An 18,085-nucleotide genomic window follows, 5' to 3' on the forward strand; every position below is an offset into this window, starting at 1 on the left:
ATCAGGCTGCCTCAAGCTCCGGCATCGCAGATCGCTGGGCCGACCGCTGCGTCGATGCGGCCTCCTGTTTGATGGCAGTTTCATGAATCCATTGCTTGAGAACGGCAGCCACACGCTCCTCGTCCATCTCGATCATCTGTTCGAGGCGCAACTTGGCAGGCATGCGCATGCGCTGACGCAGATCGCTGAGGCTCGTCTTCATCTGATCGGCATAGGCTTCCGGCCCACCGATCACCGCTTTGGCGCCCTCACCTGCGATGGCCTGCTGTGTATCGCCAACAAAGTTTGGCACACCAGCTTCACCGGCTTCGCGCAGAGCAACTTCAGTTCCTGTCGATTTGGCATTCTGATCGCGCAGCAGCGGACGCACGCCGAACCAGATCAGGAGGGCAACAGCACCGAGAATTGCCAGCGCATTAACGTAAGAACCGCTCTGACGCATCAGCTGTTCTGACCATGGCGTCGAAACCGGGTCCATATCCGCGCCTGCAGGATTGAGGAAATTGACAGCAGTCACGTTGATAACGTCACCGCGATCAGCGTTGAGACCGGCGGCGGTGGCAACGAGATCACGGATCTTCAGAATCTGCTGGTCAACAAAATCGGCGGGCGGCGGGGTCGTACCGGCAGTTTCAAGCAAACGCGCCTGATCAATAACGACAGCAATAGACAGACGTTTAACGGCATAACCATCGCTGACCGTAGACACCGTTTTGGTGTTCATTTCATAATTGGTCAGTTCTTCACGACGGTCGGTTTTTTCCGTGGAGCTATCACCATTACGGCTCTGAATTTCTTCCTGCGGAATATTCTGCTCAACACCCGTCGCGTTGTCATTGCGGGAATTGCGGGAATCGCCGCTTTCTCGAACCACACGCACGGAACGCTCGACGCGCGATTCAGGATCAAAGCTTGTCTCGTTGATCTGGCGGCGGTCTGTATCGAGTGACGCCTGAACGCTGCTCTGGAAATGGCCAATACCAAGATAGGGAGCGAGCGCCTTACGGATGCTTTCATCAACGTTCGCAGCCACCTGCTGCTCAAGCGATGCGGTCATAAGCGCTGCGCCATTGGCGGCTTCACCAGCGGATGCCAACAGGCGTCCATTGGTATCGAGAACGGTCACGGAAGATGCATCAAGCGAAGGAACTGCGGCTGCAACCAGCTGGCGGATCGATTGGGCAGATTCAGCGGCAAAGCCACCTTCAGCACGAATGACAACGGAAGCCGATGGTTTCTGATCACCACGACGGAACGAGCCTTTTTCTGCAAGTACGATATGAACGCGTGCGGCCTTCACGCCGCGAATTGCCTGAATGGTGCGGGCGATTTCGCCTTCAAGCGCGCGAACGTGAGTGATTTCCTGCATGAATGATGTGAGGCCGAGCGAACCCATATTGTCGAACAGCTCGTAACCGGCATTGTTCGAGGTCGGCAAACCTTTTTCAGCCAGATACATGCGTGCTTGCTCAGCCTTGCCAATCGGGACAAGGATCGACGAACCGTCGGATTTGACGTCAAAAGCAATACCAGCTTCACCAAGTGCCAGACCCATGCGGTTTACGTCATCGCGTGAGAGGCCAACATAGAGCGTTTCATAGGAGGGGCGGCTCAGATAAACGCTTGTGTACAGGATCGCGCCCATCAATGCCGCTCCCACAAGTCCGAGCGCTATAAGTTTTCGCGCGCCAAGCTTGCCGAGCGTTGCCTTAAGCTGTTCGAGTAATTGCTGGAAATTCTGCTGCATCAATACCACCGCCATCCTGATGCGAGCAAAATAGATCGCGAAGCTTGCGCGAAAGTGTCGGCTTGGATGACGGGGGCATTTTAAAAAAGAAGAAGGGCGCGGAATGAACCCCGCGCCCTCCAAATATAAGCCGTATCAGCTAAGCTATTAGCCGCGGAACAGCGACAGGATCGACTGGCTCGACGAATTAGCGATCGAGAGAGCCTGAACACCGAGCTGCTGCTGAACCTGCAGAGCCGACAGACGAGCCGATTCCTTGTTCATGTCGGCATCAACGAGCGTACCAACGCCCTTTTCGATCGAGTCGGAAAGACCCGAGAGGAAGCTCTTCTGGCTGTCGATCTGCGACTTGGCAGCACCAAGCTTAGCAGCACCGGTAGCCAGTTTGCCAAGCGAATCTTCAACAGCGTTCAGAGCGGTGTTGATGTCCGCGTCGGATACGGCTGTGCCTGCAGCTGGTGCAAAGAAGGTTGCTGACAACAGGCCGCCAATCATGCCGCCCGAAGCTGGCGTACCGGCAGTTCCTGCAGTCGTTGCAACTGCAGTGTCAGCTGCTTCGAGGCTGATGGTGTCAACAGTAACTGTTGCGCCTGTGCGGTTGTAAGAAGCAACGACATTGAGATCACCTGCTGGCGCGTTCAGAAGATTAGAACCAGCGTAGTTGGCATTGGAAATTGCCGAACCAATGGTCTTCTGAATTGCTTCGATTTCAGTTGAAATCTTCAGCTGATCTTCTGCGCTTGCGCCCATAGCGGAAACAAGCTTGGTCTTCATCTTGTCGACTTCTTCGCGGATCTTGTTGATCGCGGAGTATGCAGTGTCAACCTTGCCAGCGCCAAGGCCGAGAGCGTCCTGAACAGCCGAGTTGGCCTTGTTGTCGGACTTCATCGAGGTCGCAATCGACCAATACGATGCATTGTCAGAAGCTTCGCCGATCCGCAGGCCGGTCGAAATACGGTTCTGCGTGGTTTCCAGCGACTTGTTGGTCGAGGAAAGAGTCTGAAGAGCGGTGAGAGCTGAAGAGTTGGTAAGAATGCTAGCCATTGTATTGCCCCTTGGGAAAATAAACTGAGGGACAGGCCGGATTGAATATTACCGGCATAGGGGAGCGGCATCATGCCTGTCTCCACGAAACGCGTGGAGACCCACTATGGCTGCTAGCACTATAACCCAATTGTTAAGAATATATTAATATAATGCGGACGTTTTTAACGAACCACGGTTTTCGGGAGGCGCATCTCGTCAGGATGCTTAACGACCCGTTGAGATAGAACCACGGGCGCCCCGAAACACCCCTTTGCCCCAGGGCATCGTTTACGAGAATGATCGTATCAGGCTTCCCACGAGGATGTTCCAGCCATCGATCAGCACGAAGAACAATATCTTGAACGGCAAGGATATAACCGTCGGTGGCAGCATCATCATGCCCATCGACATGGTGAGTGTTGCAACCACAAGGTCGATCACCAGAAACGGCAGAACGATCAGAAAGCCTATTTCAAAGCCGCGACGCAGTTCCGAGATCATGAAGGCCGGGACCAGTACACGGAAATCCACAATGCCATCTTCACCTGTACGGAAAGCCGGGTCCGCGAGATCTTCAAACAGGCGCAAATCCTTGTCTCGCACTTCGCGCATCATGAATTCACGAAACGGAGTGGAAATTTCACGGAAAGCCACCTCTTGCGTGATCTCGTTGCGCATCAATGGCTGAACGCCATTGTTCCACGCGCGATCAAAAACCGGTGCCATAACGTAAAACGTCATAAACAATGCCAGCGAAATCATAACCATACTGGCGGGAGCAGTCTGTAGCCCAAGTCCCGAACGCAAAAGCGAGAACGCAATTGCGAAACGCGTGAAACTTGTAACCATGATCAACAAGCCAGGCGCTACCGACAGTACCGTCAGAAGCCCGAACAGCTGAACAATCTGTCCACTCGCCGTACCGCTTCCCGCAGGCAACAGATTATCCAGCGACAAGGCCTGCGCATGAGCGGCAGAAACAAATGCCAGCGTCAGCAGGCTTGTAAGATTGATAATCTTTTTCATTCTACTACCAGCGTCGAAATGAAAACGCGGTCCACCGCGCCTTCCGAACGCATGCGCGCCCTCTCTTCAAGATCAGCACGCAAATAAGCCAGCCCTGCCGCACCCTGCAATTGCATGAGATTGACGCTGCGCAGGAAGCTCATAAAATCATCGCCCACACTTGCCGCCACACCTGCAGGAATCTCTCGTCCCGGCTTCGCGACAAGAGAGGCTTCAAGCCGAACCCATGTGGTCTGCGGGATGCCGAGATTGGTGACAATCGGCGGCAACGGGACGATTGTACCGATGGAGCGGGATTCGAAGTCGCCCTGCTTCGGCTTGTCATCTTTCGTTGTCGATTTGGCGGCAACTTGCTGATCGGCAGAGATTACCCCGCCAAGATACCAGCCGCCGCCGCCAGCAATTGCGGTCAGCACAGCGACAGCAGCCAGCAGCCCCACTATGGAGGTCCTTGCTTTTCCGTCTTTATCAATTGCCGTATCGCTCATGCCTGCTCAACTTCAGAACGGAGAAACCTGATCGAGAATCTGCTGGCCATAGGGTGGCTGCTGAACCTCACTCAGACGCCCGCGCCCACCATAGGAAATGCGGGCTTCGGCTATTTTGTCATAGGAAATCGTATTGTTTCCGGAAATATCGCGCGGACGCACGACACCCACGACATTCAGGACGCGCAACTCGAAGTTTACGCGGACTTCCTGCGAGCCCCGAATAATCAGATTACCATTGGGCAGAGTGTCAGTGACGATGGCAGCGACCTGCAGGCGGATGTCTTCGCTGCGTTCAATCTTACCCTTGCCCTTGGACGCGCTGTTGGAACGGGTATTGACCGATGCATCAATATCGCCACCGCCTGCTGCGCCAGAAAGGCTGCTGGTATCGAATGAAGCGCCCGCTCCATAAAGGCCTTTCGACACACGCTCACGGTCGGTCTTGTTATCCATATTTGCCCGATCATTGATCGAGATGATGACGGTCAGCACATCCCCAGGCTCAGCCGCACGCGGGTCCTTGAAGAAATTGGTCGAACGCTGATCCCACAATGAATATGACGCTTTGCTCGGACGAATGGGGTAGCCGCTATATTGTGGATTGTTGTTCATGCCGAGATTGGCAGCCACAGGCGACAGGTCTGGCGCACGGCCGATTTCTTCGGGCTTGGTGGCACAACCAGCCAGAAGAGCCAGCATCGCAGTTGCAAGGATTGCTTTGTTCATGCTTCTCGTCATTGCACCGTATTCCCGGTTTCAGCCTGAGCGCTCTGAGCCCTGTTGGATTGAGGTGCCGCAGCCGTGCGCTGCGAACCAACAATGACCCGTGCAAGCTTGGCCGCCTTCTCAGGCGGCATTTCATTGAGAATGATACTCGATACCCGTGGGTTGAGTTTGAGGATCAGAGCGGCAGCAGCCTCGTCGCCGATAAGCGACATCTGAGCTGCCGCAGCATCGGGTTTCATCTTGGAAATGATATCGACCAGTGAATCCTGCGCCTTGCTGACGAACTCGTCACGACGCTTCAACCACATCTCATATTCCTTGCGCTTGTCTTCCAGCGCACGCATACGAGCTTCCACATCGGCTTTGAGGTCGTTGAGCTGCTTGGTCTGAAGTGCAAACCGCGCATCTGCCGCCTGATCATCAATATTGCCGCAAAACTTGCGGATTTCATCGAGGTTGCCGACCGGCGCAGAAGCCGCAAGCTGCTGCGCGGCAGTTGCCGACGCTTCTGCCTGTGCAGTCGTTGGGACAGGCGGAAGTGGCTGCTGTGCGAAAGCCGAAACGCTTGCACCTACGAGCATCGCAAAAGCTGAACCATAACGGATGATGTTTCTAACCATAGTCATTGCACCACCAGTTCTGCATGAAGTGCGCCGGACGTCTTGATGGCCTGCAGAATGGCAATGATACCGTTCGGCTTGACACCAATCTGGTTCAGGCCTTTCACGAGATTTTCGAGATTGGCCCCCGTCAGAATACCAATCTTGGCGTCAGCCTGATTGACTGCGATATCAGTATTCGGCTCAACTTCGGTCTCGCCATAGCTGAAAGGTTCAGGCTGTACGACCATGGGCGTTTCTGTGACCCGCACCGTCAGGCTGCCATGGCTGATTGCCACTTTGGAAATACGCACCTTCTCGCCGATAACGACTGTTCCAGTGCGCTCATCCACCACCACACGGGCCACTTCATCGGTCGTAATTGGCAGACCTTCAAGTTCGGCAAGGAAGCGCGCCGCGGGAACATTCTTCGGCCGTTGCAGGCGGATGGTCTTAGCATCACGCGCAATCGCCACCCCACGTCCGTAACGACGCTTGGCGAACACATTGATCGTATCGGCGGCGCGTACGGCGGTCGTGAAATCAGGATCACGCAACTCGACAACCATTTCGCTGTCTTTGCCGAAATTGCCAGCAACCTCACGCTCGACCAGCGCGCCATTCGGAATACGGCCCGATGTCGGAACGCCTTGGGTTATGCTTGCGGCCTCGCCCTCGGCTGAAAAGCCCGAAACGATCATGTTGCCCTGCGCCACCGCATAAATCTGATTATCAGCACCCATAAGGGGCGTCATGACCAGCGTTCCGCCCTGCAGCGACGTCGCATCGCCAAGCGACGAGACGGTCACATCGATACGCGAACCAGTTCCCGCAAATGCGGGCAGATTGGCCGTCACGATAACGGCTGCGGTATTCTTGGAACGGGTCGAATTGCGCGGTGCGCTGATGCCAAGATTATCGAGCATGGCACGCATGGACTGCTCGGTAAAAGGCGAATTGCGCAGACTATCGCCGCTGCCCTTCAGACCGATAACAAGACCATAACCGACAAGCTGGTTTTCACGTACGCCCTGAATGGTCGCAATGTCTTTCAGACGCGCAACCGCACTACCCCTGCCAAGTTCGGCATAAGCCATTTTCGACGGATCACCGCCAGAGCCAAGCCAGTCCGCGTCAGCTTCAACAGCGTTGCCAAACTCACGTGCGTTTTTCGAAGACTCGTCGGCAAAACCAGCGATGGGCTGGAGTGCTATGGCCAAAAGGGCGATCAGGGCTGCGCGCACTTTTTTCACTGCATCCCCACCTGAATGCGGCCATCGGCAAGCACTGTGCCAGACACGATGATGCCGCTGTCGATATTGCGGATTTTGATGAAGTCGCCAGCCGCACCCGATTCAAGCGGCGTTCCCATAGCGGTGATAACCAGCGTGCCGGACGTGAACACCAGCGGCGCGGGAACGCCGCGCTTCACCAGCGATGGTTCGCCAAGAGCGGAAACGAGAATGGGCTTGCCCGGAAGTAGCGTCTTGCGTGCGACTTTGCCCGTAGCCTGATCCTGCGAAAGGACGTATTGGCTCGCGGCAGGCGCACTGATGAAAAACTGCTTTTCGAGAAGTGCCGTATCACTCACAATCTGGCCGGGATAGACAGTCGCCGAAGGCATGACGAAGGCAATGCGGTCGGCAGCGCTCGCACCCGTTACTGCCGCCCCAGTGAGTGCGAACAGCAGAAGGCCGGCAGTGATTGCCAGCCTTGTATTCCGGGAAATTGCCTTCGTATAACTCATCGCCATCACCGTTGGAGCACATCCCGAAAAGTGGGAACCGGTTTTCGGACCAGGATGTGCGTAAAAACCAAAAGATAAAGCATTTCTATGCTTTAGCGAAGGTTCTTCGATACGGTCGCAGCCATTTCATCGGCTGCCTGAATGACCTTGGAGGTTCATCTCATAAGCACGCTGTGCCGTGATCAGATCGGTGATTTCCTTCACTGGATCGACGTTGGATGCTTCGAGATAGCCCTGCTTGATCGCGCCATAGCCGGGATCACCGGGAACACCGACAAGTGGTCCGCCAGATGCTTCCGTTTCGCGGTAAAGGTTGCCGCCCAATGGTTCCAGACCAGCTTCATTGGTAAAGTTTGCAAGTGTAAGCTGGCCAAGATCGACCTGATTGATCTGATCCTGCAATTTGGCAAAGACCTGTCCGGTTTCGGTAATCGTTACCTCAATAGCGTCAGGCGGAATAGTGATGGCTGGCTCTATCGCGTTGCCATCGAGCGTTACCAGCTGACCGTCAGCATTCTTGTTGAATGCGCCAGCGCGTGTGTAAAGCGTTTCACCTGTCGGGCTCTGAATCTGGAACCAGCCACGGCCCGTCAAAGCCACGTCGTATGGATTGCCGGTCTGATTGAAGCTTCCCTGAATATGAAGATTGCGTACCGCTGCAGTCTGTACACCAAGCCCGACCAAAGCACCTTCAGGCACAATTGCCTGATTGGCCTGATTGGGCACGCCCGCCGTCCGTTCCGATTGGTACAGAAGATCAGAAAACTCTGCGCGTGCACGCTTGAAGCCCGTTGTGTTGATATTGGCGATATTGTTCGCAATCACTTCCAGATTGAGCTGCTGGGCGTTCATGCCGGTGGCGGCTATCGTCAGGGCTTTCATGGCAGGTCCTTATTCAGTGAGAGCACTCAAACCGGCATGCGGCTGATTTCGAGATAGGCCTGCACGATCTTGTCACGGATGGCGATCGCCGTCTGAAGCGACTGCTCAGCTTCCATGACAGAGCTGACCACATCGCGCAGCGGAGCATCACCCTTGATGCCCTGAATAGAATTGGCTTCAGCGGCCTGCAGCTTCTGACCAACCGAATCCGTCATTTGCGACAGGACTTCACCAAATGAGGCACCCGGAGTAGTGGGAATAGCCTGCGGGGCAGAAGTCGAGCCAACGCTCTTTTCGGCAACTGTTTCAGAAAGGCGCGACAGGGCGTTGCGCGCCGAAACGCTCATAATTGAGTCGTACATTAAGTGCTCCTCAGGAGATCGATGGTCATCGAGATCAGCTCACGCGCTTGTTTGACGACCTGCAAATTAGCTTCATAAGAACGGTTGGCTTCACGCATGTCCGCCATTTCGACGACCATGTTGACATTGGGATATTTCACATAGCCGCGCGCATCCGCAGCCGGATGGCTTGGATCGTATTCTTCGATGAAAGCGGAGGTATCCTTGCCGACTTCTGCAACCCGCACCTCGGCAGCGCCTGTGCCCTGCTCGACTTCCGTGCGGAAAGATACAGTCTTGCGACGATAAGGATCGGCATCTGCCGTCTTGGCTGTCGCCTGCGCATTGGCGAGGTTTTCTGAAACAATGCGCAAACGGGTCGATTGTGCGGAAAGGCCCGATGCGGCAATCTTCAACGTATTCTGCAAAGCATCCGACATAGCTTACCCCCTCGCCACGGAGAGCATCATGCGGTGAAACGCCTTCACGATGCTTGTGTTGAGCGAATATTCACGGGCAACCTCGCCGGCCTTCATCATTTCACGTTCAACATCAACCGTATTGCCCGAATGGGTCTGCTCAGTGATATCTTCGGGACGCAAACGTGCACCAGCAATACCATTTGCTTCGGCTTCCAGATGCTGTGGACTTGTTGCAGCCATGGTGAGCTGGGTCTTGTCGAGCACATCCGCAAAGGGCTGAACATCACGCGCCCGGAAATCCGGCGTGTTCGCATTGGCAACATTGCCCGCAACAGTGGCCTGTCGTACCGACAACCACTGTGCCTGCCTTGCAGCCAGATCGAAAAGATGAATGGAGCTCATGGAGTTTCCCGCCTTTATAGTTTGTTAACTTAAAGGTCGGAACTTGCGTCAAGCTTGCGTAGCTTAAGCCATAAGACGTAGGCGGAAAGAGAAACTACCGCTTTTGATGAAACGCGCGCAGAAAACAGCCTGTCCCGCGCTCTATTTGCGCATCTCAATCACATCGCCAGCGGACGTCGTAAGCTTCCATGTTCCTGCTGAATTACCGCGCCCTATTGAAACGAGATGGCTACCATCAGGCAGAAGCGAGCCTTTTTCAACGAACCAGTAGCCTGATGTGTCTTCGATCATCGCCATGCCGCCAACCACTTCGCGCAGAGCGAAAACCGGCTTTGGAAGCGATTGACCTTCGCCATTACCATCGCCACCGTTACCAGCGCCTGTTCCGGGCAATCCCTTGCCATTGGACATGACCGAACCGGTTGTCGTGGTATCGATGCTCTCATTCGGCGCAACCTGATCATTCGGGCGAAACGATGGAAAGCTGCGCACAGTCTTCTGTCCCGAACGGTCGAGCGGATCGACAATTTTACTATCGGCCTTTTTGTCTGGGCCGAGATCGACACGTTGCAGATAGGTGATGAAAGGAAGCATCGCACAGCCAACAGCGAGCGTGATCGCCGCGATTTTCAGATAGCGGTCAACCTGACTTTGCGGCTTTTTGGTTTCACTTACGGTGGCGGCTTCTACCTCTGCCGCAAGATCGGCGAGAATATCCTCTTCCCGTCTGTTGCGAGAACCCTTCATCATGTTCTTCATGTCTGCTTTTCTCCGCGTAACGCTGCGGCAAGGTCATGATAAGGATCGTCCGACAGGCCCGTTTCGGGTGATTGTTGCAGCGCATCGTAAATGCGTGGAACCAAATCGACCGCCTGATCCAGCAACCCGTCATTGCCCTTCTGATAAGCGCCAATCGCGCGCAGATCGCGCGTTTCTTCAAAACGCGCCACCATGCTGCGCAACTGGCCCGCAAGCTTGCGCTGTTCCGGCGTCCAGTTGTGCTTGGCCAGACGCGATACCGACGCAGGAATATCGACAGCCGGAAAACGTCCCTGAGCGGCAATCGCACGGTCGAGAACAATATGCCCATCCAGCGTGCCACGAATGGTATCGGAGACTGGATCATTGTGATCGTCACCATCGACCAGCACCGAATAAATGCCGGTGATGCTACCACCCGCCTCCGTGATACCCGGTCCTGCACGCTCAAGAAGGCGGGGTAGCTGGCTGAAAACACTTGGCGGATAACCGCGCGAAACCGGCGGCTCTTCAGCGGCAATCGCCACTTCGCGCGCCGCATGTGCAAAACGCGTAACAGAATCCACAATCAACAGCACGTTCTGGCCAAGATCGCGAAAATATTCGGCTATCGCAGTCGCCGTATTCGGCGCAAGGCGACGCATCATCGGACTTTCGTCGCCTGTGGCAACTACCGTAACAGTCTTGTTGAGATGCCCGGCCATAGTCTCTTCAAGCATCTCGCGCACTTCACGACCACGCTCGCCAGTCAGAGCCAGAACCACAGTGTCAAAATCGCCAGCGCGGGTCATCATCGCAAGCAATGTCGATTTGCCCACACCAGAACCCGCAAAGATGCCGATACGCTGTCCGAAACAGAGCGGCGTGAAAATATCAATCACATTGACGCCAGTGCGCAATCCGCGATCCACGCGTGCGCGCCGCAATGCGGCTGGAGCAAGATTCTCGGACGCCATGGGCCGTGTGCCGGGCTGAAGAGCGCCTTTGCCGTCAACCGCTTCGCCAAGAGCATTGATAACCCGTCCACGCCATTCCGGCGCCGGGCGGATACGCAACGGGCCTTCCTCGAAAACAGCAGCTCCAAGTGAAGGGATGATGCGGTCGTCGAAAGGCTTCACCAGCACCTGACGGTCTGCCACACGGATGATTTCCGCCAGACTTTGCCCGCCATCAGCACGGATGGCCACCGCATCGCCCAAACGCGCATTGCGCGACAGCCCACGTACAGCAATTGCCGAACGTGACACATCACTCACCGTGCCACCAATGCCGGTCAGCGGCTTTGGCGCTATCGATTGCTGACGTGCAAAGGCGGCAAGCCGCGCGAGCGGAAGGTCAGGCGTCATCCGTTTTTGGAGCCCAGCGTTCTGATGGCCTCAGCGACTGTGTTTTCCTGCTGGCCAAGCAGATTGTTGACCTGCTCGAAAGCACGACTGACGCTGATCAGGCGCGTCATTTCCGTCATGCCATCAACATTGGAGCCTTCAATCATGCCCTGCACAACGCCTGCGCTCATATCGTCGACGACGGGCTGTGCCGGCTTGTTTGGCACAACGCCGGAATTGCCCGCATAACTCAAATCCGCATCGGCAGGAATTGAGAACAGACCAATTGCACCAATCTGCGCACCGTTCTGATAGACCGCACCATCGCTTGAAATTTTGGGCGCGCCACCATCCGGATTGAGCACAATCGGCGCGCCGCCGACATCCAGAATGGAGTTTCCGGTTACAGACACCAGCTCGCCAGTCGGCATCATTTTCATGCGCCCGTCACGCGTGTAGACCAAACCCTGTGGTGTATTCACGGACATCCAGACATTGCCTTTGACGGCAACATCGAATGGATTACCGGTTTCAAGCATCGAGCCAGCTTCGGTTCGGATGAAGCTCTTGCCAGCCGTGGCAAAGTTTACATCTTCGCTGGCTTTGTTGGAAACGATGGTATCGAACTTGGTGCCTTCGCCACGAAAGCCCGGTGTCGAAATATTCGCCACATTATGTGCAATGGCGTTCATCCGACGCTCGAGCGTTACGAGCGAAGAAAGCCCGACATAGATGGAATTATTCTGCATAGATCAGCGTCCGCCCGGCTTGAAGTTTTGCAATGTGGTCAGAATGCTGGCCGATATGCCAACTGACGACGTTCCACCCAACAAGAGTGACGCAATGGAAGCGGGGCTGCTTCCCGTTGGGTTGTTCATCTCATGCATGGCTGTAAAGCGTGAAATCAGCTTCGACACATAGTCTGGATCGGACATCTTGGAGAAATCGACCTTAGCTTCGATCATCTTGGCCTGCTTGTCGATGTCGGCATTCGACATGGCTGAAGGCCAGCCAAAGGTCGTCTGCATCATCGTAAGCAATGCTTTGTCGCCAAGGATTTCATAGGCATTGGTGATGGTAGATGCCTTGCGCTCGAAATAAAGCGCCAGACGAACACCTTCATTCTGACTGCCCGCTTCCGTTTCCAGTGTCTGGCGGAGATATTTATCCATCACGCCCTGCTGCGCATCAGTGCTTTCGGTCGCCTTGTCGCCTTTACCTTCAAAATCAAACGTTGTTGCAAATTCTTTATAACGTTTGTCCGTCAGCTTGTTCGCCATGGCGTCATCGCTTTTGACGCCTTCAGTGAGGATCTTGCGAACAAAAGCTTTTGCATAGGCCATGTCTTCGAGGCCAAACGCCTTCATCGCATAATTATAAAGCCGGGTATCGGACATGAAATCGTCAATCGATTTCACCTTGCCGATATTCTCTTTGTAGTAAGCCGTTTCCCGCTCAACCACAGGCTCCTTCGAGACGCGCTGCAACGACCGCGTCATATCGGACGCGATCAGCCGATAACTCATCATCGTGTTGACCATGCGAGAACCCCCTGCAATTTTTCTCTCCCTTTATGCGGTCTCAAGCTTGTCCGAAGCTGATGCATTCCGGTGTCATGTGACAAGCTTCGCGCAAGGCGCATTCCTTAAGGTGCAAAAATAAGTTCGAACCAACGGGAGTCTTGCGCTTTGGGTATTCTCATCGGCCTCGCCATCACACTGGGCTGCATGCTCGGCGGTTTCATCGCCATGGGCGGTCACGTCAGTGTGCTTATTCAGCCGTGGGAATTCGTCATTATTCTGGGCGCAGCACTCGGCACATTCTTTGTCGCCAACCCCCTTTCGCTTGTGAAGGATACGGGCAAGGCCTGCATGGAAGCCTTCACCAATAAGGTGCCAAAGCAGCGCGATTATCTCGACGTTCTGGGCCTGCTCTATAGTCTGATGCGGGAATTGCGCGCAAAATCGCGCAACGAGGTGGAAGTCCACATCGACAACCCAAAAGAGTCCGCAATTTTCCAGGCCTATCCAAGCGTTCTGAAAAACGACGACCTGATGCACTTCATCTGCGACTATTGCCGCCTCATCATTGTCGGTAATGTGCGTCCGCACGAAATTGAATCACTGATGGATGAAGAAATCCACACGCTCTCGCGTGACAAGCTGAAGCCATATCAGGCGATGGTGACGATTTCGGAAGCGTTGCCGGCGCTGGGCATCGTGGCCGCAGTCCTGGGTGTTATCAAGGCTATGGGGGCGCTCAATCAGTCACCGGAAGTGCTTGGCCATCTGATCGGTGCGGCACTTGTCGGAACATTTGCCGGTATTTTCTTCTCTTATGGTGTCGTCGGTCCAATCGCTACCAAGATCAAGTCGACCCGAGACAAACAAAACCGCCTCTATACCGTCGTAAAGCAGACGCTGCTTGCCTACATGAACGGTTCGCTGCCGCAGATCGCGCTCGAATATGGCCGCAAGACCATCTCGGCCTATGAGCGCCCAAGCATCGACGTGGTTGAACAGGAAACCATGGCGACCACGCCGATCCAGCAGGCGGCGTGATATGACTTCTCTGGACCAGAACCGCAAAAACGACGTGCTTGCAGAAAACCTTTTACGTGCGGCCGGACTTTCCGGCGACGATCTCAAATCGCTCGCACATGTCTTCAAGGATGCATCATCTCATTTTTGTGGCCGTCTCAAGCAGGGAAGCGCTGCTGCGTTTGATGCCGAAGCTGGTCAGGTAGAAACGGCTGATGATGCCGCGATCAATGCTATTCTCGATCAGGCTGCAATCATTGCACCGCTCAAAGCCGACCGCTGGGGCTGCACGCTTTATCTGACAGCCGACGCAACATTGGTGTTTTCTGTGATCGAAACCATGTTCGGCGCGCAGGGTAATCTTGGCAGTTTTGATCTTGAACGGCCCTTTGGCATGCTCGAACGCAAGATTTCCAACCAGCTGACATCCCATATGTCGGCGGCACTGGATCAGGTCTTTACAGGTGGTGGACAATCGCTTTTCACACCCGGCGAATGTATGGATACAGCCGAATTCAATAGTGAAGACCTTGACCGCTCGCGCCTCTTTGTCTGTCGCATCGATGTTGTCGCTGCGGGCAAGACCAGCGCACTGCATCTTCTTCTCCCCAGAGCCACACACAAGCCAATGCAGGATGCCGTCGCTGCTTTTCTGCGCCGTCCAGTGAACCAGGCTGACCCTGCCTGGTCGAAGAAGATGCGCAATGAAGTCAGCCGTGCACGCATTGAGCTTGAGACATTCATTCAACAGGGCAGCATGACGCTGGACGCCCTTTCAAAGCTTGAAATTGGACAGGTGCTGAAACTCCCCGTCGATGCGATGGAGCAGGTACGGCTGCGTGCTGGCGATCAGCAGCTCTTCAAATGCACGCTCGGCAAGTCCGGCATTCACTTTACAGTCAAGGTTGGCGATCCGGTCAATCAGGAAGAGGACCTCATCGATGAGCTTGTTGCTGGCTAATTTACTATCGACGCTTATGGCCCTCGGCTCGCTTGGCGCACTCATCATCGTGGGTCGCAAGGCCAACGAGACCATCAAGCTTGGCAAACTGTTGACGTTGCGTGTGGCTGCGGCCTCCAACGGTCTGGAGCGTGTGGCCAAATCGTTGCAGAACCAGCGCGCCGACTTGTCAGACGAGACACTCAAGCTGGAAGCCCGCCTTGCCGAGACAAGCCGTGTACGCCGCGAGATGGACGAAGCAATCGAAGAGTTGAACCGACTACGTAAAGCACTCACGCGCGATATACGTCAGGCTCGTAACGTCACGGAAACTACAGCACGTATCGATGAGAAGGTGTTTTCGCCCGCAAGCGAACCCGCACCAAAAGGAAAAAACGCCTTGCCGGTCTTCGTGCGCCGTGCGGTCAAGAAGGCAACCGTTGAAATTGCGGGGCAGGCATGAGCACCGAGAACAAGGACGAAAACATGCAGCATGAGCTGGAAGAGGCGATTGAAGAATTGCGCGAAGATAAACCGCGCAGCGCCAAAGCTGGTGCGTCAAAGCCCAATCTCGAACTGATCATGGGCATCCCGGTTGATGTTCAGGTGGTTCTCGGTGGCACGACCATGCCTGTCGCAAACCTCATGAAGCTCGGTCGCGGTGCTGTCATCACGCTCGACAAGCAAATCGGTGATCCAGTCGATATCGTCGTCAATGGACGTGTAATTGCGCGCGGTGAAGTCATCGTGCTCGAAGACGATTCCTCGCGGTTCGGCGTCAGCCTCACCGAAATCATCGGTAAGTAACGGATCGACCATGGCCGATAATGAAGCACAAAAGCCTTCCGACGACAGCGTAAGCGGATTGATCGATACACTCACCGGTCCACAGAAAGCGGCTGCAATCCTTGTCGCCATTGGCCGTCCATCCGCATCACGTCTGCTCAAGCATTTCAATGCGGAAGATTTGCGCAAGCTTGCCGGTCATGCCCGAACGCTTGAACCCATTTCGCCGCTTGATTTCGAACAGCTCGTAAAGCAGTTCGAAGATTCCTTTGCCGAAGGTGCGCCCGTCTCTGAAGCAGCTCAGCGCTTTGAAGGTCTGCTGCGCGAAGCGCTCCCACAGGATGAAGCAGACGCCGTGTTTGAAGAGCGCGTTCAGCCGCAGCTCGTTCAGGAATCTGTATGGGCAGGGCTTGCAAGATTGCCGATAGAAGGGCTGCAAGCCTATCTCGCGGATCAGCACCCGCAGATCATCGCCTACATCGTTTCCAAACTCCCCTCCGATCTCGCAGCACGCATTTTCGTCGGACTGCCTCCGCAGCTGCGGAGTGCCGTGGTCCAGCGTTCGTTGCATATCGGCAATGTTGCCCCTGCGGCAGCTGATCTCCTGGAAGATGTGCTCCGTCGCGATCTTCTCGGACGCAGTGATGCCGGCCCAGTCAAGGCTCATCACGGCCAGATTGCCAACATCTTCAACCAGCTCGACCGGCAGGAAATGGAAGAGCTCATGGCGAGCCTCAAAGATCTCAGCCAGGACGATATTTCCCGCATCAAGGCAAAGCTCTTCAACTTCGAGGATATCGAACGCCTGTCGCAACGTGCCCGTCTTCTGCTCTTCGATGACGTACAGACCGAGCAGATCGCAACAGCTTTGCGCGGCGCAGACGCAGCCCTTCAGGAAACCGTGCTCTCGTCACTTTCCGCGCGTGGACGCCGGATGGTCGAAAGCGAACTGGCCGCCGAACAGGGCAATATCACCAGCCAGAACATCGCAGATGCAAGGCGAGCGGTTGCCCGCATCGCAATCGATCTGTCAGAGCGCGGCATCATCACGCTCGATACAGGTGAAGGTACGGAATAGGCACTCCCGACTGTCCTGAAAAACTATAACTCTTTGTTTTCACGCATTATCCTCATGCCAAGCTGTTTCAAACTTTTGCAGGAAATGCTCCCAGAACGCGTGTGACACATGTCCGATGATACCGACAAAGAGAGTAAAACAGAGGAAGCGAGCGAGAAGAAAATCCGCGACGCTCTCGATAAGGGCAATATGCCCTTTTCCCGCGAAATGCCCATTCTTGCTGGCATCGCTTCCTTTCTGGTCATCGCTGTCTTTGTCGCCGCTCCCGCAACGACAAAACTCGCTGTCTTTTTGCGCGAGTTGATGGATCGTCCGGAGGATTGGACACTCAATAGTGCAGAGGACGCAAGCCATCTGTTTGGCATTCTGGCCCTGTCAGTTGGTATGGCGCTCATTCCGATCTTCATCATTATTCCGCTGGCGGGCATAGCGGCTTCAGCCTTTCAGAACGCACCGCGCATGGTGGGCGAGCGTATCCGCCCCCAGGCTTCCCGGATATCACTCATCAAAGGCTGGCAGCGCATTTTCGGCCGGGCTGGTCAGGTGGAATTTCTGAAGTCGCTGGCGAAATTTCTTGCCGCCAGCGTCATTGTTTTCTTCGTCTTCTTCAAGAGTAACAATCTTTTCACCGATGCCGTCGCGACCGATCCGAGCGCACTGCCAGAGTTTCTGCGAGAAAATCTGGTCAGGCTTCTCGTCGCCAATGTGCTGGCAATCACGGCAATTGCTGGTTTCGACCTTGCATGGTCGCGCATTCACTGGAAGCAGGAATTGCGCATGACCAAGCAGGAAGTAAAAGATGAGCACAAGCAGTCGGAGGGCGATCCGCTGGTAAAAGCACGTCTGCGTTCTCTGGGACGAGATCGTGCGCGCCGCCGCATGATCAACGCCGTGCCAACCGCTACACTTATTGTCGCCAACCCGACCCATTTTTCCGTGGCGCTACGCTATCGACCCAATGAGGACGCGGCCCCAATTGTTGTTGCGAAAGGACAAGATTTGATCGCTCTTAAAATAAGAGAAGTAGCAGCCGCAAATTCGATCCCGGTTTTCGAGGATATACAATTGGCACGCGCACTTTATAAACAGGTGAATGTCGATCAGATGATTGCACCTGAATTCTACAAGGCTGTTGCCGAACTCATCCGTGTCATCAATGCTCGCCATGCATTACATTGATAGGTTTTGAGATGACTTTAGGATATTCTGATATACTATATCCCTGTTCTTCCGGATCGGTGGTAGCAA

21 protein-coding genes and 1 pseudogene are annotated in these 18,085 nt (G+C 54.8%); 6 read left to right on the forward strand and 16 right to left on the reverse strand.

Annotated elements, in window-relative coordinates; all coding sequences use genetic code 11:
* Position 1: 1 nt before the first annotated feature.
* The 16 genes and pseudogenes from fliF to C9380_RS17135 form a co-directional block, all read right to left on the reverse strand.
* Positions 2-1,762, reverse strand: coding sequence for a flagellar basal-body MS-ring/collar protein FliF (gene fliF / locus C9380_RS17060; RefSeq protein ID WP_128094110.1), 1,761 nt, complete (start codon positions 1,760-1,762; stop codon positions 2-4).
* 132 nt (positions 1,763-1,894) lie between these two features.
* Positions 1,895-2,791: a flagellin N-terminal helical domain-containing protein gene (locus tag C9380_RS17065; protein WP_024895895.1), complete on the reverse strand. Its 897-nt coding sequence runs from the start codon at positions 2,789-2,791 to the stop codon at positions 1,895-1,897.
* Between the two features lie 270 nt (positions 2,792-3,061).
* The gene (gene fliP, locus C9380_RS17070) at positions 3,062-3,799 is read right to left on the reverse strand and encodes a flagellar type III secretion system pore protein FliP (RefSeq protein WP_128094111.1); all 738 of its coding nucleotides are present in this window, start codon (positions 3,797-3,799) and stop codon (positions 3,062-3,064) included.
* Positions 3,796-4,287, reverse strand: a complete 492-nt coding sequence (locus tag C9380_RS17075; RefSeq protein ID WP_024895897.1) for a flagellar basal body-associated FliL family protein — start codon at positions 4,285-4,287, stop codon at positions 3,796-3,798. The genes fliP and C9380_RS17075 overlap by 4 nt, the downstream gene beginning before the upstream one ends.
* 12 nt (positions 4,288-4,299) lie before the next feature.
* Entirely contained in the window at positions 4,300-5,028 is a 729-nt protein-coding gene (gene flgH, locus C9380_RS17080; protein WP_024895898.1) for a flagellar basal body L-ring protein FlgH, read from the reverse strand.
* Complete coding sequence (locus C9380_RS17085) at positions 5,025-5,642, reverse strand: MotE family protein (protein WP_128094112.1); 618 nt, start codon at positions 5,640-5,642, stop codon at positions 5,025-5,027. Before C9380_RS17085 ends, flgH begins: the two co-directional genes overlap by 4 nt.
* Positions 5,639-6,970 carry a flagellar basal body P-ring protein FlgI gene (locus C9380_RS17090; RefSeq protein WP_374844486.1) on the reverse strand — a complete coding sequence of 444 codons (1,332 nt, stop codon included), beginning with the start codon at positions 6,968-6,970 and terminating at the stop codon, positions 5,639-5,641. The genes C9380_RS17085 and C9380_RS17090 overlap by 4 nt, the downstream gene beginning before the upstream one ends.
* Positions 6,865-7,362 carry a flagellar basal body P-ring formation chaperone FlgA gene (gene flgA / locus C9380_RS17095; RefSeq protein WP_128094113.1) on the reverse strand — a complete coding sequence of 166 codons (498 nt, stop codon included), beginning with the start codon at positions 7,360-7,362 and terminating at the stop codon, positions 6,865-6,867. The genes C9380_RS17090 and flgA overlap by 106 nt, the downstream gene beginning before the upstream one ends.
* Before the next feature lie 92 nt (positions 7,363-7,454).
* Positions 7,455-8,244, reverse strand: a pseudogene (gene flgG, locus C9380_RS17100) (flagellar basal-body rod protein FlgG).
* A gap of 26 nt (positions 8,245-8,270) precedes the next feature.
* A complete protein-coding gene (gene fliE, locus C9380_RS17105) occupies positions 8,271-8,606 on the reverse strand; it encodes a flagellar hook-basal body complex protein FliE (RefSeq protein WP_007877059.1) in 336 nt (111 codons plus the stop codon).
* Entirely contained in the window at positions 8,606-9,025 is a 420-nt protein-coding gene (gene flgC / locus C9380_RS17110) for a flagellar basal body rod protein FlgC (protein ID WP_024895904.1), read from the reverse strand. Before flgC ends, fliE begins: the two co-directional genes overlap by 1 nt.
* A gap of 3 nt (positions 9,026-9,028) precedes the next feature.
* Positions 9,029-9,409, reverse strand: a complete 381-nt coding sequence (flgB, locus tag C9380_RS17115) for a flagellar basal body rod protein FlgB (protein ID WP_024895905.1) — start codon at positions 9,407-9,409, stop codon at positions 9,029-9,031.
* 141 nt (positions 9,410-9,550) lie between these two features.
* Entirely contained in the window at positions 9,551-10,159 is a 609-nt protein-coding gene (locus C9380_RS17120) for a hypothetical protein (RefSeq protein ID WP_128094460.1), read from the reverse strand.
* 5 nt (positions 10,160-10,164) lie between these two features.
* Positions 10,165-11,514, reverse strand: a complete 1,350-nt coding sequence (fliI, locus tag C9380_RS17125; RefSeq protein ID WP_128094114.1) for a flagellar protein export ATPase FliI — start codon at positions 11,512-11,514, stop codon at positions 10,165-10,167.
* A complete protein-coding gene (flgF, locus tag C9380_RS17130) occupies positions 11,511-12,242 on the reverse strand; it encodes a flagellar basal-body rod protein FlgF (protein ID WP_024895908.1) in 732 nt (243 codons plus the stop codon). Before flgF ends, fliI begins: the two co-directional genes overlap by 4 nt.
* A gap of 3 nt (positions 12,243-12,245) precedes the next feature.
* Positions 12,246-13,034: a DUF1217 domain-containing protein gene (locus tag C9380_RS17135; RefSeq protein ID WP_100557367.1), complete on the reverse strand. Its 789-nt coding sequence runs from the start codon at positions 13,032-13,034 to the stop codon at positions 12,246-12,248.
* Between the two features lie 147 nt (positions 13,035-13,181).
* Here C9380_RS17135 and motA point away from each other — a divergent pair, with 147 nt between their 5' ends.
* The 6 genes from motA (at position 13,182) to C9380_RS17165 (ending at position 18,016) form a co-directional block, all read left to right on the forward strand.
* Entirely contained in the window at positions 13,182-14,054 is an 873-nt protein-coding gene (gene motA, locus C9380_RS17140; protein ID WP_024895910.1) for a flagellar motor stator protein MotA, read from the forward strand.
* 1 nt (position 14,055) lies between these two features.
* Complete coding sequence (locus C9380_RS17145) at positions 14,056-14,994, forward strand: FliM/FliN family flagellar motor switch protein (protein WP_024895911.1); 939 nt, start codon at positions 14,056-14,058, stop codon at positions 14,992-14,994.
* A complete protein-coding gene (locus tag C9380_RS17150; RefSeq protein WP_128094115.1) occupies positions 14,975-15,436 on the forward strand; it encodes a BAB2_0123 family type IV secretion system effector in 462 nt (153 codons plus the stop codon). The genes C9380_RS17145 and C9380_RS17150 overlap by 20 nt, the downstream gene beginning before the upstream one ends.
* Positions 15,433-15,780 (forward strand): flagellar motor switch protein FliN, encoded by a 348-nt coding sequence (fliN, locus tag C9380_RS17155; RefSeq protein ID WP_100557370.1) that lies wholly within the window; start codon positions 15,433-15,435, stop codon positions 15,778-15,780. Before C9380_RS17150 ends, fliN begins: the two co-directional genes overlap by 4 nt.
* Positions 15,781-15,790: 10 nt before the next feature.
* Entirely contained in the window at positions 15,791-16,837 is a 1,047-nt protein-coding gene (locus C9380_RS17160) for a flagellar motor switch protein FliG (RefSeq protein WP_128094116.1), read from the forward strand.
* 108 nt (positions 16,838-16,945) lie between these two features.
* Complete coding sequence (locus C9380_RS17165; RefSeq protein ID WP_111787518.1) at positions 16,946-18,016, forward strand: EscU/YscU/HrcU family type III secretion system export apparatus switch protein; 1,071 nt, start codon at positions 16,946-16,948, stop codon at positions 18,014-18,016.
* Positions 18,017-18,085 lie beyond the last annotated feature (69 nt).

Origin of the sequence: Brucella pituitosa (assembly GCF_003049685.1) — a bacterium.
Lineage (GTDB): Bacteria > Pseudomonadota > Alphaproteobacteria > Rhizobiales > Rhizobiaceae > Brucella > Brucella pituitosa.

Excerpts from the sequence above, each read along its gene's own strand:
- fliF (WP_128094110.1), bottom strand. The coding sequence starts at position 1,762 with ATGGCGGTGGTATTGATGCAGCAGAATTTCCAGCAATTACTCGAACAG.
- C9380_RS17065 (WP_024895895.1), bottom strand. The coding sequence starts at position 2,791 with ATGGCTAGCATTCTTACCAACTCTTCAGCTCTCACCGCTCTTCAGACT.
- fliP (WP_128094111.1), bottom strand. The coding sequence starts at position 3,799 with ATGAAAAAGATTATCAATCTTACAAGCCTGCTGACGCTGGCATTTGTT.
- C9380_RS17075 (WP_024895897.1), bottom strand. The coding sequence starts at position 4,287 with ATGAGCGATACGGCAATTGATAAAGACGGAAAAGCAAGGACCTCCATA.
- flgH (WP_024895898.1), bottom strand. The coding sequence starts at position 5,028 with ATGACGAGAAGCATGAACAAAGCAATCCTTGCAACTGCGATGCTGGCT.
- C9380_RS17085 (WP_128094112.1), bottom strand. The coding sequence starts at position 5,642 with ATGACTATGGTTAGAAACATCATCCGTTATGGTTCAGCTTTTGCGATG.
- flgA (WP_128094113.1), bottom strand. The coding sequence starts at position 7,362 with ATGAGTTATACGAAGGCAATTTCCCGGAATACAAGGCTGGCAATCACT.
- fliE (WP_007877059.1), bottom strand. The coding sequence starts at position 8,606 with ATGTACGACTCAATTATGAGCGTTTCGGCGCGCAACGCCCTGTCGCGC.
- flgC (WP_024895904.1), bottom strand. The coding sequence starts at position 9,025 with ATGTCGGATGCTTTGCAGAATACGTTGAAGATTGCCGCATCGGGCCTT.
- flgB (WP_024895905.1), bottom strand. The coding sequence starts at position 9,409 with ATGAGCTCCATTCATCTTTTCGATCTGGCTGCAAGGCAGGCACAGTGG.
- C9380_RS17120 (WP_128094460.1), bottom strand. The coding sequence starts at position 10,159 with ATGATGAAGGGTTCTCGCAACAGACGGGAAGAGGATATTCTCGCCGAT.
- fliI (WP_128094114.1), bottom strand. The coding sequence starts at position 11,514 with ATGACGCCTGACCTTCCGCTCGCGCGGCTTGCCGCCTTTGCACGTCAG.
- flgF (WP_024895908.1), bottom strand. The coding sequence starts at position 12,242 with ATGCAGAATAATTCCATCTATGTCGGGCTTTCTTCGCTCGTAACGCTC.
- C9380_RS17135 (WP_100557367.1), bottom strand. The coding sequence starts at position 13,034 with ATGGTCAACACGATGATGAGTTATCGGCTGATCGCGTCCGATATGACG.
- C9380_RS17145 (WP_024895911.1), top strand. The coding sequence starts at position 14,056 with ATGACTTCTCTGGACCAGAACCGCAAAAACGACGTGCTTGCAGAAAAC.
- C9380_RS17150 (WP_128094115.1), top strand. The coding sequence starts at position 14,975 with ATGAGCTTGTTGCTGGCTAATTTACTATCGACGCTTATGGCCCTCGGC.
- fliN (WP_100557370.1), top strand. The coding sequence starts at position 15,433 with ATGAGCACCGAGAACAAGGACGAAAACATGCAGCATGAGCTGGAAGAG.
- C9380_RS17160 (WP_128094116.1), top strand. The coding sequence starts at position 15,791 with ATGGCCGATAATGAAGCACAAAAGCCTTCCGACGACAGCGTAAGCGGA.
- C9380_RS17165 (WP_111787518.1), top strand. The coding sequence starts at position 16,946 with ATGTCCGATGATACCGACAAAGAGAGTAAAACAGAGGAAGCGAGCGAG.